This is a genomic window from Nocardia sp. NPDC051463, from assembly GCF_040681975.1.
Classification (GTDB): domain Bacteria; phylum Actinomycetota; class Actinomycetes; order Mycobacteriales; family Mycobacteriaceae; genus Nocardia.
This window is the reverse complement of the sequence record NZ_JBFBAB010000013.1, coordinates 148,425-163,558: the sequence shown is the minus strand read 5'-3', so window position 1 is coordinate 163,558 and position 15,134 is coordinate 148,425. Positions and strand designations below refer to the sequence as shown.

At 66.8% G+C, this 15,134-nt stretch carries 10 protein-coding genes; 5 read left to right on the top strand and 5 right to left on the bottom strand.

The window, feature by feature from the left end:
- Window positions 1-7: 7 nt before the first annotated feature.
- Together uvrA and AB0M74_RS19150 are read right to left on the bottom strand one after the other, a co-directional pair.
- On the bottom strand, window positions 8-3,064 hold the full coding sequence (gene uvrA / locus AB0M74_RS19155) for an excinuclease ABC subunit UvrA (RefSeq protein WP_366527590.1): 3,057 nt from the start codon (window positions 3,062-3,064) through the stop codon (window positions 8-10).
- A gap of 123 nt (window positions 3,065-3,187) precedes the next feature.
- Entirely contained in the window at window positions 3,188-5,305 is a 2,118-nt protein-coding gene (locus tag AB0M74_RS19150) for a glycogen debranching N-terminal domain-containing protein (RefSeq protein ID WP_366527589.1), read from the bottom strand.
- A 240-nt stretch (window positions 5,306-5,545) separates the two neighbouring features.
- On the opposite strand from AB0M74_RS19150, the gene AB0M74_RS19145 reads away from it, so the two are divergent.
- The gene (locus AB0M74_RS19145; RefSeq protein ID WP_366527588.1) at window positions 5,546-6,178 is read left to right on the top strand and encodes a response regulator transcription factor; all 633 of its coding nucleotides are present in this window, start codon (window positions 5,546-5,548) and stop codon (window positions 6,176-6,178) included.
- Between the two features lie 15 nt (window positions 6,179-6,193).
- On the opposite strand, the gene AB0M74_RS19140 is transcribed toward AB0M74_RS19145, so the two are convergent.
- Window positions 6,194-7,060 carry a sigma 54 modulation/S30EA ribosomal C-terminal domain-containing protein gene (locus tag AB0M74_RS19140; protein WP_366527587.1) on the bottom strand — a complete coding sequence of 289 codons (867 nt, stop codon included), beginning with the start codon at window positions 7,058-7,060 and terminating at the stop codon, window positions 6,194-6,196.
- A 172-nt stretch (window positions 7,061-7,232) separates the two neighbouring features.
- Between AB0M74_RS19140 and AB0M74_RS19135 the strand changes: the two genes are divergently transcribed.
- Window positions 7,233-8,972 (top strand): GAF domain-containing sensor histidine kinase, encoded by a 1,740-nt coding sequence (locus AB0M74_RS19135; protein ID WP_366527586.1) that lies wholly within the window; start codon window positions 7,233-7,235, stop codon window positions 8,970-8,972.
- Between the two features lie 7 nt (window positions 8,973-8,979).
- On the opposite strand, the gene AB0M74_RS19130 is transcribed toward AB0M74_RS19135, so the two are convergent.
- Window positions 8,980-10,167, bottom strand: coding sequence for a beta-ketoacyl synthase N-terminal-like domain-containing protein (locus AB0M74_RS19130; protein ID WP_366527585.1), 1,188 nt, complete (start codon window positions 10,165-10,167; stop codon window positions 8,980-8,982).
- A 214-nt stretch (window positions 10,168-10,381) separates the two neighbouring features.
- On the opposite strand from AB0M74_RS19130, the gene AB0M74_RS19125 reads away from it, so the two are divergent.
- The 3 genes from AB0M74_RS19125 to AB0M74_RS19115 all read left to right on the top strand — a co-directional run bounded on the left by AB0M74_RS19125 (window position 10,382) and on the right by AB0M74_RS19115 (window position 14,473).
- Window positions 10,382-11,725: a diguanylate cyclase gene (locus tag AB0M74_RS19125; protein WP_366527584.1), complete on the top strand. Its 1,344-nt coding sequence runs from the start codon at window positions 10,382-10,384 to the stop codon at window positions 11,723-11,725.
- 10 nt (window positions 11,726-11,735) lie between these two features.
- Window positions 11,736-12,083 carry an antibiotic biosynthesis monooxygenase gene (locus AB0M74_RS19120; protein ID WP_366527583.1) on the top strand — a complete coding sequence of 116 codons (348 nt, stop codon included), beginning with the start codon at window positions 11,736-11,738 and terminating at the stop codon, window positions 12,081-12,083.
- Window positions 12,084-12,169: 86 nt separating this feature from the next.
- Window positions 12,170-14,473: a 3'-5' exonuclease gene (locus AB0M74_RS19115; RefSeq protein WP_366527582.1), complete on the top strand. Its 2,304-nt coding sequence runs from the start codon at window positions 12,170-12,172 to the stop codon at window positions 14,471-14,473.
- Between the two features lie 108 nt (window positions 14,474-14,581).
- Here AB0M74_RS19115 and AB0M74_RS19110 read toward each other — a convergent pair whose 3' ends face one another.
- The gene (locus tag AB0M74_RS19110; RefSeq protein ID WP_366527581.1) at window positions 14,582-15,034 is read right to left on the bottom strand and encodes a universal stress protein; all 453 of its coding nucleotides are present in this window, start codon (window positions 15,032-15,034) and stop codon (window positions 14,582-14,584) included.
- Between the last annotated feature and the right edge of the window lie 100 nt (window positions 15,035-15,134).

Here is a 15,134-nt window from a genome sequence, read left to right as displayed (position 1 = left end):
CGGATCCTCAGCGCAGTGCGGCGGCCTTGCGCGAGGCGCGTTTGGCGGCCGCGCTCGGGGCGGCGATCTTGGTTGTCGTGGCTTTGGTCGGCGTGGTTTTGGTCGGCGTGGTTTTGGTCGGCGCGGCCTTGCTCGACGCTTCCTTGGCCGCGGCGGCCTTGGTCGGGGTTTTCCGCGCGGCTTTCTTGGCCGGAGCCTTCGGCGCCGTGGCATCGGTCAGGACGTGCCGCAGGAACTGCCCGGTGTAGCTGTCGATAACGGCCGCAACATCTTCCGGAGTGCCTTCGGCCACCACAGTGCCGCCGCCGGAGCCACCTTCGGGGCCCATGTCGATCACCCAGTCCGAGGTCTTGATGACGTCCAGATTGTGTTCGATGACGATGACGGTGTTGCCCTTGTCGACCAGACCGTTGATGACGAGCAGCAGCTTGCGGATGTCTTCGAAGTGCAGGCCGGTGGTCGGCTCGTCGAGAATGTAGACGGTGCGACCGGTGGAACGCTTCTGCAACTCGGCGGCCAGCTTCACGCGCTGTGCCTCACCGCCGGACAGGGTGGGCGCGGACTGGCCGAGACGCACGTAGCCGAGGCCCACGTCCACCAGTGTCTTGAGGTAGCGGTGGATCGAGGTGATCGGCTCGAAGAATTCGGCGCCCTCCTCGATCGACATGTCCAGCACTTCGGCGATGGTCTTGCCTTTGTAATGAACCTCGAGGGTTTCGCGGTTGTAGCGCGCCCCATGGCACACCTCGCACGGCACATACACATCCGGCAGGAAGTTCATCTCGATCTTCAACGTGCCGTCGCCCGAGCACGCCTCGCAGCGACCGCCCTTCACGTTGAAGGAGAATCGACCCGGCTGGTAGCCACGTACCTTCGCCTCGGTGGTCGCCGCGAACAACGTCCTGATCTTGTCGAATACACCCGTGTAGGTGGCCGGGTTCGAGCGCGGCGTGCGGCCGATCGGTGACTGGTCCACCTGCACAAGTTTGTCCAGATCGTCGAGACCATTGATCCTGGTGTGCCTGCCCGGCACCTGTCGCGCACCGTTGAGCTTGTTCGCGAGCACGGTCGCCATGATGTCGTTGACCAGGGTGGACTTGCCGGAGCCGGACACGCCTGTCACCGAGGTGAGCACGCCGAGCGGGAAGCTGACGTCGATCCCACGCAGGTTGTGCTCGTTCGCACCGACCACGGTGAGCTGACGCTTCTTGCTGACCGGACGCCGCACCATCGGCACCTCGATCCGTTCCCTGCCCGAAAGGTAGGCGCCGGTCAGCGAATTCGGTTCGGTGAGCAGCTCCTGGTACGGACCGCTGTGCACCACCGTGCCACCGTGTTCGCCCGCCAGCGGGCCGATGTCGACGACCCAGTCCGAGGCCCTGATGGTGTCCTCGTCGTGCTCGACCACGATGAGGGTGTTGCCCAGATTACGTAGCCGCGTGAGGGTTTCGATGAGGCGACGATTGTCGCGCTGGTGCAGTCCGATCGAGGGCTCGTCGAGCACGTAGAGCACACCGACGAGGCCGGAACCGATCTGGGTCGCCAACCGAATGCGCTGCGCCTCACCGCCGGAAAGCGTGGCCGCCGCCCGCGACAGCGACAGGTACTGCAATCCGACATCGAGCAGGAACCCGAGCCGAGCCTGCACCTCCTTGAGCACCTGCCCGGCGATCGCGGTCTCCCGCTCACCGAGGGTCAGCGAATTCAGGAAGTCGGCGCAGTCGGCGATGGACAACTCGCTGACCTCCGCGATGGACTTCCGCTCGCCGCCCGCGGCGATGGTGACCGCGAGAATCTCCGGGCGCAGCCGGGCGCCGTTGCAGACCGGGCACGGCACATCGCGCATGTACCCGTCGTAGTGCTCCTTCATCTGCTCGGACTCGGTGCTCTCCATACGCCGCTGCAGGAACGGCATCACACCCTCGAAATCGGCGTAGTACGAACGCTTCCTGCCGTAGCGGTTGGTGTAGGAGACGTGCACCTGATCGGAGCTGCCCTCCAGCACCGCCTTGCGCGCCTTGAGCGGCAGGTCCTGCCACGGCGTGTCCATGGAGAAGCCGACGGATTCGGCCAGGCCCGACAGCAGCCTGTTGAAGTATTCGGCAGTCTGGCCGCGCGACCACGGCGCGATCGCACCGGCGGCCAGGCTCAGTTCCGGGTCGGGCACCACCAGATCCGGGTCGACCTCCTTGCGGATGCCGAGACCGGTGCAGTCCGGGCAGGCGCCGTAGGGCGAGTTGAACGAGAACGACCTCGGCTCCAGGTCCTCGATATCGAGCGGATGCCCGTTGGGGCAGGCCAGGCGCTCGGAGAAGCGTCGCTCGCGGTCGTGCGCGTGTTCGTCGCGATCGACGAAATCGAGCACCACGATGCCGTCGGCCAGGCGCAGCGCCGTCTCGATCGAATCGGTGAGCCGTTGCTTGGAATTCGGCTTGACCGAGAGCCGATCGACCACGACCTCGACGTCGTGCTTCTCCTGCTTCTTCAGTTTCGGCGGATCCGACAGCGGATGGACGACACCGTCGACCCGGACCCGGGAGTACCCCTGGGTGTTCAGCTGATCGAACAGGTCGACGAATTCGCCCTTGCGGGTGCGCACCACCGGCGCGAGGACCTGGAACTTGATGCCCTCTTCCATGGCGAGCACCTGGTCGACGATCTGCTGTGGCGACTGCTTGGCGATCAGCTCGCCGCACACCGGGCAGTGCGGCGTGCCCGCACGTGCGTAGAGCAGGCGCAGATAGTCGTAGACCTCGGTGATGGTGCCGACGGTCGAGCGTGGGTTGCGGTTGGTCGACTTCTGGTCGATGGACACCGCGGGTGAGAGACCCTCGATGAAGTCGACGTCCGGCTTGTCCATCTGCCCGAGGAACTGGCGTGCGTAGGCGGACAGCGACTCCACGTACCGGCGCTGGCCCTCGGCGAAGATCGTGTCGAAGGCCAGGCTCGATTTGCCCGAGCCCGACAGTCCGGTGAACACGATGAGGCTGTCGCGGGGCAGATCGAGGTCGACCCCCTTCAGGTTGTGCTCCCGCGCTCCGCGCACAGTGAGGCGTTCCGCCACCAGGTGTCCCTTCTCCGTGTTCAGACGTGTTCAGACGTGTTCAGACGTGCCCCCGCCGCCATGCTAGGCCCGCCCACCGACAAGTTTCGCCGAGCGCCGGACCGGGCTGGTTCCCCCCCCAGGTCAGCGCCCTGATCGAGGCCGCTCGCCGGACAGTCCGAGTAACTGCCAGCCATCCTTGTCGACGGTGACCGTCAGCACATCCGAGCCCACTCGCAGACCGTTGACCCGCAGTGGCAGATACCGGTCCGGCACCGCGGGCGCGATCGAGGCCGGGCCCGTTCCTGCCGAACCACCACTGCCCGGCTCCAGTCGCAACATACTGCGTAGGAACAGCAGCGGCGCCGCGGCCGCCCATGCCTGCGGCGAGCACGATGTCGGATAGGGCACCGGCGCCGCGAACTCGGTGCGATCGAAGCCGCAGAACAACTCGGGCAGCCGATGCCCGAACCGGCTCGACGCATCCAGCATCCCATCGATCACCCGGTTCGCCTGCTCGGTGTACCCGTAACGCATCAGCCCAGCGGCGCAGATGGCGTTGTCGTGCGGCCATACCGAGCCGTTGTGGTAACTGACCGGGTTGTAGGCGCCCATGGTCGTCGCGAGCGTCCGGATGCCCCACCCGGTGAACATTTCGGGCGCGAGCAGGCGGTCGGCGACCAGGCCCGCCTTGTCGTCATCGACGATCCCGGTCCACAGGCAGTGTCCGATATTGGAGGTCAACGCATCGATCGGCCGCTTGTCCCGATCGAGCCCGATGGCATACCAGCCGTGTTCCGGCAGCCAGAATGCCTTGTTGAAGGCGGCCTTCAAGCGGCCTGCCTTCGCGCGGAATCGCTCCGCGGTGGCATGGTCGCCCGCATCGAGCGCGAGCGCCGCCCGTGCCAGGTAGGCCGCGTAGACATAGCCCTGCACCTCGGCAAGCGCGATCGGCGCGGCGGGCAGGCTGCCGTCGATGAAATTCACGCCGTCCCAGGAGTCCTTCCAGCCCTGGTTGGCCAGCCCGTGTTCGCCGGACCGCTGGTACTCGACGAAACCGTCACCGTCGGCATCGCCGTAGTCCTCGATCCAGTCCAACGCCCGATCGGCGTGTGGCAGCAGCTCGTCGCGGGTCCCGGTATCGAGCCCCCAGCGATGCAGCTCGCCGAGCAGCATCACGAACAGCGGCGTGGCGTCGGCGGTGCCGTAGTAAACGGTGTCGCCGCCGAGCAGCAGGGTCGAAGCCCGCCCGAAGCGCACCTCGTGCGGAATCCGGCCGGGCTGTTCCTCGGTGGCCGAACGAATCTCGTTGCCCTGCAATCCCGCCAGACTCTGTAGCGTGCCGACGGCGAGCCGACGATCCAGCGGCAACACCATCCACGAGGTGAGCAGCGAGTCGCGGCCGAACAGCGCCATGAACCAGGGGGCACCCGCGGCGACCACCGCCCGCTGGGGATGGCCGGGATCGAAGATTCGCAAGGCCCCGAGATCGGTGACGGCGCGCTGCAACACCGCGTCGAGGGTTTCGTCGTTGGTGTGCACGGTGGGTGAATTCTCGTACCAGTCGCGCAAGCGCTGCGCTGGCTCGCTGAGCGAGACAGAACTGCCACACGCATACCGCGGCGGCACCGGATCCGCGCCGAGCGCGGGCCGGTACTGGATGCACGCCGTCCACTCGCCACGCCCGGGAAGGGCTACCTCCCAACGCAATTCGCGATCACACGCGGTAGCGCCCGCCGCGGCGACGGTGACACCCACCCGCAGATCGGCCCTGGTGATCTCGATGGCTCCGTCGACGGAGCTGCTGCTGGTGACAGCGCCGCCACCGGTCCTGCCGTCCTTCACCTCGAACAGGTGCGCGAAATCGGCGTCGACTTCCAGCGCCACTACGCAGCGGACGGGTTCGCCGGACAGATTGCGCACAGTCAGGTCATCGCGCATGCCGTCGCCGACATGACGCCCGACGATCACCAACGCCGTGCTGTCGGCGCGGCCGGGGTGCGGCGCCGTCCTGGCCAGTATGGTCGCGCTATAGGGGTCGGCGTACTGAACGGTCAGGGGCTGTGGCAGCACACCATCGATCGTGAGCCGCCATCGCGAAAGCACTCTGGTATCGCGGACGAACAATCCCTCTTGGCGATGCGGGCTTATGCCGCCACCGGATTCACTGATACAAAATGTCGAGCCCTCGACGAGGGTGACGCCTGCCTCGACCGCTCCGGGCTCACCCGGACCCGCACCTTCCCCCCAGGGGCTGCTCACACCTACACCCTACCGATGCTCGGCTCTGCGCGGCGGGCAGACAGCGGATCCAGTGTCCGCGCCCCGATCAGGGTCAGCTGCGCTGTCGGCCTGAATACTGCTGAAATCCAGTGTCGCCGAATCGTGCTCCGCTCTCCCCAACGCGCGTCCGGCGAGTTACCTTGAGCGGGTGGCACAACGGGGCGTACTAGCCCCACCGAGCAGGGGCGCGGGAAATCCCGCGGGCGAGGAGAAGACGGCGTGATCAAGGTGTTCCTCGTCGACGACCACGAGATCGTCCGCCGCGGTCTCATCGACCTGTTGGACAGCGACCCCGAACTCACGGTCATCGGTGAGGCGGGTGATGTCGCGCAGGCCATGAGCGGCATCCACGCGCTGCGGCCCGACGTCGCGGTGCTCGACGTGCGACTGCCCGACGGCAACGGCATCGAACTGTGCCGCGATCTGCTCGCCGATATCGAGGGCCTGCGCTGCCTGATCCTCACCTCTTACACCGACGAGCACGCCATGCTCGACGCGATTCTCGCCGGCGCGAGCGGATACGTCGTCAAGAACATCAAGGGCATGGAGTTGGCCGAGGCCATCAAGGAAGTCGGCGCGGGCCGCTCGCTGCTGGACAACCGCGCGGCCGCCGCGCTCAAAGCGCGCTTGCACAGCAGCACCGAGAACGACGGGCCGCTGGCCGGACTCACCGAACAAGAACGCAGACTGCTCGCGCTGCTCGGCGAAGGGTTGACCAATCGTCAGATCGCGGCGCGAATGTTCCTGGCGGAGAAGACCGTCAAGAATTACGTGTCCCGACTGTTGGCCAAGCTGGGCATGGAACGCCGCACTCAGGCCGCGGTGCTGGCCACCAAACTCCGCGACAACTAGGCGAAGACCTACCCGCTACTCGGTGCCCGCCGGAACCACGATCGTGAGATCGCCATCGTATCGGCGATAGAGCAGTCGGCCGCGACCGCTACCCGGATCGGTGAAGAACAAGAACGGCAATCCCCCGCGACACAACCGAGCCGCCGCCTCGTCCTCGCTCACCGCGGGCGTCGGTTCCGTATGCACGGTGAGCGGAAGCGAATTCACCGTCAAAGCCACCTCGGCCGCCGCCTGCGGCGCGGCCGTCTCGTGCTGTCGCGACAGCCGCACGCCCAGCGACTCCTCCCAGTGCACGATCGCGTCCTCACCGGTTTCCGAGTCGGTGAACAGGTAAGCGTCGTAGTCCATTGCGTCCAGCACCGCCGTCGCCTCGGCCGGTGTTCCGGTCAAAAGCGCGCAGAGCTTCCTGCGCACGATAGGGCGCGGCTCGGTGACCCTGGCCAGCGGTGGACGAGCCGGATCGGGAAAAGGGCGCGCCTGACTGGTGGCCAGCCTGGCGATCTGCCGGTCCAGCCGTTCGACGGCGAAGGTGACGGCGAATCCGCGCGGACCGGTGACCTGCACCCGCGTCGGCGTGTCGTGGAAGCGGATGTTCGCCTGCACCAGTGTCGGTTCGGTGCCATCGGGCGGCACCGTGACCCGCACCCGCGCCGCCGAATCGACGTGATGGCGGCGCAACACCCGACCGATCGCCCGCACGGCTCGTGTCACGTCCGCGGCAGGCACCGCACCACACGTCGTCACCGCGAGCTCCGGATCGGCCGCAGTCGCCCACAACTCGGTCGAACGCAACACCTCGGTCCTGCCGCGCAATGCCGACCTGCCGACCGATTTCGGCCCGCCCCTGAGCTCCGGCCGACCGACCAAATCGGTCTCGCCCACCAGTTTCGACGCTCTCACCAGCTCCGACGAATTCATAGGACACCCCTACTTTCTATTCCCGGTGCGCCCACCTCATCACCGTAAGGTCACGGTGAACAGAGCCGAAAGTCCTCGATCGGCCAACTAGACTGGCGACAGCGCTGTGACGCGCCCGCATGGACAGGAAGCCGAGATGACCGAAGAAAACGGCAGCGGCCCGTATTCGGTGCGCGACACGTTGTCGCAACTTCGGCTTCGGGAACTGATCTCCGAGGTCAGCGAACGCGTCGAGTCGATCATCGATTCACGCGACCGGATGGATGGTCTTGTCGAGGCGATGCTCGCGGTCACCTCCGGACTCGATCTCGACGAGACCCTACGGACCATCGTGCATACCGCGACCAGCCTCGTCGACGCCCGCTACGGTGCGCTCGCGGTGCGCGGCCACGATCAGCAGGTGACCCAGTTCATCGATGAGGGCATGGACGACGAAACCCGCGACCGGATCGGCAGGCTGCCCGCCGGACACGGTGTGCTCGGCGTCGTGTTCAACCAACCGAGACCGCTTCGCCTGGACAAATTGTCGAATCATCGTGCATCGGTGGGGTTTCCGCCGCACCACCCCCCGATGCACACCTTCCTCGGCGTCCCCGTGCGCATCCGCGACGAGATCTTCGGCAGCCTGTACCTCACCGAGAAAGCGGGCGGACACCCGTTCACCGAGGACGACGATGTGCTCGTCCAGGCCTTGGCCGCTGCGGCGGGCATCGCGGTGGACAACGCCAGGCTCTACGAATCCGCCCGCACTCGGCAGGCGTGGATCGAGGCGACCAGAGACATCGCCACCGAATTTCTGGCCGGCACCGAACCCGACCTGGTGCTCGCCCATGTGGTCGATCACGCCCGCACCCTCACCGGCTCACACCAGTCCTTCCTGGCCAGCGCCGCAGGGGCGGACAGCAGGCTCGGCGAGGTGACCGAGTTGTCGATCACGCAGTGGTCCGGGCCGAGCGCGGGCCATGACGGATGGACCGTGCACACCGAGGGCACCGCGCTCGGCGAAGCCTTCACCCGACGCACACCGCTGCGCTTCGACGATGCCGCGCAGGTCGATCTCGGCGCGCCGCTGCCGAATGTCGGACCTGTGCTGATCCTGCCGTTGTGCACGCCCGATGCCACCCTCGGCACGCTGGTCGCGGTGCGCCCAGCTGGCTCCGCGCCCTACCCGGACGAACTGGTCGAGCTGACCGCCGCGTTCACCGATCAGGCAGCGCTGGCCATGCAACTGGCCGACACCCAGCGCCGCATGCGCGATCTCGACATCCTCGCCGACCGCGACCGCATCGCGCGCGACCTGCACGACCACGTGATCCAGCGGCTCTTCGCGATCGGGCTCACCCTGCAGGGCGCGGTGCCACGGGCCGAGGCTCCCGGCGTGCGCGAGCGTCTGGCCAACGTGATCAACGATCTGCAGGAGGTCGTTCAGGAGATCCGCACCTCGATCTTCGACCTGCACAGCGGCGGCCAGAGCACCGGGCTGCAGCAGCGGATCGAGGCGGCGATCCGGCAGCAGACCGCCGACACCGAACTGCGGGCGACCATTCAGGTGAGCGGGCCGCTGTCGGTGCTGGAAGCCGAGCTCGCCGATCACGCCGAGGCGGTGGTGCGCGAAGCGGTCAGCAACGCGGTGCGGCACTCCGGCGGCGATCTGGTGGCGGTGGAAATCGGCGTGGCCGATGATCTGACCATCGTGGTGACCGACAACGGTTGGGGCATACCCAATCACGTGATCCGTAGTGGGTTGCGCAATCTGGAGCAGCGGGCCGAGAAGTCGGACGGACAGTTCACCATCGGGCCCGATATCCGCCGCACAGACGAACCGGACGATCGGCTACCGGGGACCCGCCTCAGCTGGTCGGTGCCATTGCCATGAGCCGGGCTCACACCGGCCCGAGCACCACCATCGAGTTGTTGCCGCCCATGCCGAGCGACAACTTCGCCGTGATACCACCCTCGAACTCCGTGGGGCCGTCGAGCAACCGCTCGTGAGCGGGCGCGACGATCGGTGCGGCGGGCACGACGCCCCGCTCGTATCCCAGCGCCGCCGCGGCCACCTCGACCGCGGCGGCGGCGCCTTGGCAGTGGCCCGCGAGTGGTTTCACCGCATAGACGTGCGGGCGGTCACCGAACAGGTGCGTGAGCAGATGCCGCTCGGCGACATCGCATTGTTCGGTCCCGGTGCCGTGCGCGTTGAAATACCGGATATCCGCGGGGGTGACATCGGCATCGGCCAACGCCCTCCGCGCGCAGTCGAAGATCTGATCGTGGCCGGGATCCACCGAAACCACGTGGTACGCATCGTTGGTCATACCGCCGCCCAACATCGCCACGTACGGGCGCCGCACCGAACGGCTCAGCACGAACGCCACCGATGCCTCACCCATGCTGAAGCCGCGGCTACCCGTCTGAAAGGGACGGCAGGCATCCAGCGGTTCGGCATCATCGACCGCGGCGCCGAGACGGACGAAGTGCTCGACCATGTCGGGTGTCGCGGACATATCGGTGGCGACGCAGATCACGTCGTCGGCGACGCCCGCATCCAGCCACAGCCTCGCAGTGATCAGCGCGACATTCGCCGAACTACACGCCGCCGAGATATTCATCGCCGGACCGTGGAAGCCGAATTCCTGCTGCAGTACCGAGATCGGAGTCGAGGGAAGTAGTCGCATGTAGTCACGCGAGCGGCGGTGACCGTGGTCGACGAGGTAGAAGTCACGCCAGTTGGTGACGTCACCGAGCACGATCGCGTGTAGCACGCCGACGGTGCGTCCCGGCCGCCAGCCGCGCGCTGTCGCATCGGCGATCGCCTCTCGCGCCGACTCGTGTATGGCGCGCCCGTAGCGACTGTTGCTCACCGAGTAATCGCCGCCGTCGGGCACCAACGACGCCCACGCGTGCTCGTCACGGTCGCGGCCGTAACCGGGTTGCAGGTTCGCTGCCGACTTTCCGCTGAGCAACCCCTCCCACAGGGTCTCGCGGCCCCAGCCGTACCCGCTGACCGCCCCGATTCCGGCGACCGTCATATGATCTTGATATTGCGCTTCGGTCTGCGCGGCTGAGCCAGGCATCGGTTCGCTCCTTCGCCGGTCCTGCGGGCCGACCAGCACGTCGGCTCGAGATATGCGCGGAGAATCGGGTTTGTAATGATCATCAGATAAGGCCCGATGAAGTGCCCGAACTGTGATCGAAGCAATAGCGTCGACGGTGTGATCTTGTACACCTCGAAGTCAGAATAATCCCATGTTCCAATGACCATGATTGGGTCGACGATCGGGGGTTCGAGTGGGTGAGGACAAGGCAGACGGCGCAAGGGCGGCCGAGCAACTGACGCAGCGCTACCAGTCCCTGGTCGAGCACACCCCCGACGGCATCTGTGTGCACGCGCGTGGCACCGTCGTCTACGTCAACCCGGCCATGGCGCGGATGCTTGCCGCCGACTGCATCGACGACGTGATCGGCAAGCCGCTCACCCAGTTCGTCCATCCGCATTCGGTACTCGGCATGATCGAGCGCATCAGCACGCTGACCGATTCCGGCGACGCCTCCGATCGCGCCGAATTGACACTCATACGTCTCGACGGCGGCACCGTCCCCGTCGAAACGGTCTCTGTACTCACCGCTTGGCACGACCATCTCGCCTACCAGGTGGTTGTACACGACCTGACCACGCAGCGCGCCGCAGAGGAGGCACAGCGGCGCGCCGAGCAATACTTCACCACCGTCGTCTCCCAACTGGAGGAGGGCGTGGTGGTGATCGACCGCAACGGCCGCATCGAATCGGCCAATCCGGCCGCCAGGCGGATCTTCGCCGCCGACGAACGCACCCGCGATCTCATCGGCGCGACGATCGACGAACTGCCACTGCTGCTGCTGGATGCCAACGCGCAGCCATTGCCCGCGACCCGCCACCCGATCGCGCGGACCCTCGCCACCGGCGAAACCATCACCGGCTACGTCTTCGGCGTCGACCGCCACGACGGACAGCGGCGCTGGTTGTCCGGAAGCAGCAGGCTGCTCAACCCCGGCGACCCGGCCTCCCCTGCCGTATCCTCCTTCGCCGACATCACCGATTTCCGCGCCAGCAGAAGGCAACTGGAGTACCAGGCCACCCACGACTCGCTGACCGGACTTGCCAACCGCTCGCTGATCCTTTCCCAGCTCGCAGGCGCGCTCGCGACCAGCGAGACACTGCCGGTGTCGACCGTGCTGTTCATCGACCTGGACGGATTCAAGGCGATCAACGACACTCTCGGCCACGCGATCGGCGACACTGTGCTGCAGATCGTGGCACAGCGGCTGCAGCGCGCGCTGCGCGGCGACGACCTGGTCGGCAGGCTCGGCGGCGACGAATTTCTCGTGCTGCTTTCCGGACCGGCGCGGCGGGTCGACATCGACACGCTGGTGGCTCGGCTGCGCTCGTCCATGGCCGAGCCGATCATCGCGCGTGGACACCGCATCGAGGTGAACGCCTCGATCGGCGCTACCGAGCTCACCCCGGGCGACCACCGCACACCGGAAGCGGTCCTGCACGACGCGGACCTGGCGATGTACCGCGCCAAGCCGGCCGGGCACCGGGACAGTGGCACCCCCCTTGGCCGCAGGCCGAACAACACCCACGCCTCGTGACGGTGATCGAATGATTCTCGAACACGCGCTGCTTTCCGTCCGTCCCGAACAGGCCGAAGACTTCGAGGCCGCCTTCGCCGAGGCGAAGCCGATCATCTCGGCCATGCCAGGGTTTCGGTCGCTGTCGCTGTCGCACGGTATCGAGACACCCGACACGTATCTGCTCCTGGTCGCATGGGAGAGCCTGGCCGACCACGTGGAAGGATTTCGCGGCTCCGCGGGGTATCAGCGCTGGCAGCAGCTGTTACACCACTTCTATGACCCGTTCCCGGTTGTGCAGCACTTCGCCCCGATAGTGGGCGACGCGACATCGGATACCCCACCTGCGGTTACGGCGAGCACACCGAACCAGCAGTAGACTCGACAACTCTGTTTTCTACAGAGTTCGCGTGCACTCGTCCGCTGCGGGTGCGCAGTTTCAGCGCGGTGACTAAGGAGTTCAGTTTGCCCGACCGTCTCACTCAGGATCGTGCCGCGCACGACGGCGCATCCGAGCGGAACCGCGAAATCGAACAAGAGCAGGCCTACCTGTCTGTGCTCTACGACCGACTCGACGGCATGCGCACCTATGCCAACAACCGCTTGCGCACGGTGCTGCTGGAAACCGGCGGCACCCCACAGGCACGCAGCGAGCGGGAATCGTTCAGCGCGCTCTACCACGAGGACCTCGCCAAGTACGACGCCGCCGAACACGGCCTGTGTTTCGGCCGGATCGACCTCGATGGCGATCAGGACGGCGAATACCGCTATATCGGCAGGCTCGGAATCCTCGACGAAAAAGACGACTACGAGACGCTGCTGTTGGATTGGCGCGCGCCGCTTGCCCGGCCGTTCTATTTGGCCACCACCGCGACGCCCGATGGGGTGACCCGCCGCCGTCACATCCGCTCACGCAATCGCACAGTCACCGCGGTCAACGACGAATACCTGGATCTGGCAGCGGCGCACCGGGCCGGCGTCACCGGCGCGGACGGCGGCGTCGGCAGTGAGAGCGCGCTGCTCGCGGCGCTCAATGCCGCGCGCACCGGCCACATGAACGACATCGTCGAGACCATCCAGCACGAGCAGGACGCGATCATCCGGTCCGAGCACAAGAGCGTGCTGGTAGTGCAGGGCGGTCCCGGCACCGGCAAGACCGCCGTGGCACTGCACCGGGCGGCCTTCCTGCTCTATACCTACCGGCAACAGCTGGCCAAGTCCGGTGTGCTGATCATCGGCCCGAACGCCACCTTCCTCGACTACATCGGGCAGGTACTGCCCTCGCTGGGCGAGACCGGCGTGCTGCTGTCCACCATCGGCGACCTGTATCCCGGGGTGAAAGCCACCCGGGAGGACTCGCTGCGGGCCGGTGAGATCAAGGGTTCGCTCGCCATCCTCGACGTGCTCAAGCAGGCGGTGCGCGATCGGCAGGAGATCCCCGCCGAGCCGATCCGCCTGACCTTCGACGGCTACCCGGTGGTCCTGGATCGCAAGATCACCACCCGCGCCCGTGGCCGGGCCCGCTCCTCGCGGCGCCCACACAACCTGGCCAGGCCGATCTTCGCGAGCTCGGTGCTGGACGCGCTGACCGATCAGCTGGCCCAGACCATGGGCGCCGACCTGTCCGGCGGCCAAAGTCTGCTCAGCCGAACCGATCTCGCCGAAATCCGTGACGAGATGCGCACCGATCCCTCGATTCAGGCGGCGATCGGCCGGCTCTGGCCGATCCTGTCGCCGCAGGACGTGCTCGCCGACCTGCTCGCCGACCCGAAGCGACTTGATCGCGTAGCCGGCAGCCTCGATCCTGCCGACCGTGCGGAGCTGGTGCGGTCGGACAATGGCGAATTCAGCGCAGCCGACGCACCGCTGCTCGACGAGCTCGCGGAGCTGCTCGGTGTCGACGACGCCGAGGAACGCGAACGCGCACGGCGCCGCTGGCGGGCCCAGCTGGCCGAGGCGCAGGACGCGCTCGACATCCTGACCGGTTCGGCGCCACAGGATCTGGAGGATGAGCTCGATCCCGAGATCCTGATGGCCTATGACCTGATCGACGCCGGTCAGCTCGCCGAACGCCAGAATGTGCGTGCCAGTCAGACCACCGCCGAGCGCGCCGCGGGCGACCGCACCTGGACCTACGGCCACGTGATCGTGGACGAGGCGCAGGAACTTTCGGAAATGGCGTGGCGAATGGTAATGCGCCGCATCCCGAATCGCTGGATCACCGTCGTCGGCGACGTGGCACAGACCGGTGACCCCGCGGGCGCTTCGTCGTGGCAGACGATGCTGGAACCCTATGTGGCCAAACGGTGGAAGCTGACCGAGCTCACGGTGAACTACCGGACCCCGGCCGAGATCATGGATGTCGCCGCCGGCGTGTTGAGCGCGATCGACCCCACCGCGGCCGCGCCGCGATCGGTGCGGGAGTCCGGGCAGCGACCGCGCGCCTACGCGGTCACCGCGAACCAATTGCGCAGCGAGGTGGAACGATTGGTGGCCACCGAGACCGGACCGGGCACCACCGCGGTCATCGCGCCGCACGACCTGGTCCCGGATTTCGCCGAGCTGGTAGGCGAATCGGTGCGCGTGCTGACCGTGCACGATGTGAAGGGCCTCGAGTTCGACGCGGTGTATCTCGTCGAACCCGCGCAGATTCTCGCGGAGTCCCCGCGTGGGCTCAACGATCTGTACGTCGCGCTGACCCGTGCGACCCAGCGCCTCGGCGTCATTCACACCGGGGAACTGCCGTCGGTGCTGCACGCACTGACCTAGGGCGTCCACGAGAAACCCCGTCATTGCGGCTGCGGCCGCAACGACGGGGTCAGGTCTCTCGATGGAACTACCGGCTGCGAGCGACGCTCGCGTGATGCGGGACTACCGTCAGCGCACGGTGTGCACGATCAGGACGTCGGAGCGCGACTTGCGGGCGACATCGGATGGCACCGAGCCGAGCAGGCGGCCCGCCAGGGTGTTCAGACCTCGGTTGCCGACGACGAGCAGATCGGCCTCGACCTCTTTGACGAGAGCGAGTAGCGATTCGACCGGCTCGCCGACGATGGAGCGCTCGACGATGTTCTTGGCGCCGACGGCGGCGGCCTTGTCCCTGGCGGTGCGCAGAATCTCGTTGGTCGGCGCGGAGCCGCGCACCTGGTATGCCTCGTCCTTGAGCACATCGGCCGCCGCCGCGACATCGCGATCGTCGGTCGGGTAGTACGCGCAGGCCACGACCAGCGTCGTGTCTCCGTCACCCGCCAGCGCGGCGGCCTTTTCGACGGCGACATACGACGAGTCCGAGCCATCGGTACCGACGACAATGGTCCGGTAGGCGGTCATCTCTCCTCCAACTATGGGGTGGTCGGGTGCCTACGTCCGGCACCACCATGAGTCGTGGCACCGGCGCGGCGACTGGGCTCGACCCTAGCGGCAAAACCGC

Coding starts and splice junctions, on each gene's coding strand:
- AB0M74_RS19135 (WP_366527586.1), top strand. CDS start 7,233: ATGACCGAAGAAAACGGCAGCGGCCCGTATTCGGTGCGCGACACGTTG.
- AB0M74_RS19130 (WP_366527585.1), bottom strand. CDS start 10,167: ATGCCTGGCTCAGCCGCGCAGACCGAAGCGCAATATCAAGATCATATG.
- AB0M74_RS19120 (WP_366527583.1), top strand. CDS start 11,736: ATGATTCTCGAACACGCGCTGCTTTCCGTCCGTCCCGAACAGGCCGAA.
- AB0M74_RS19110 (WP_366527581.1), bottom strand. CDS start 15,034: ATGACCGCCTACCGGACCATTGTCGTCGGTACCGATGGCTCGGACTCG.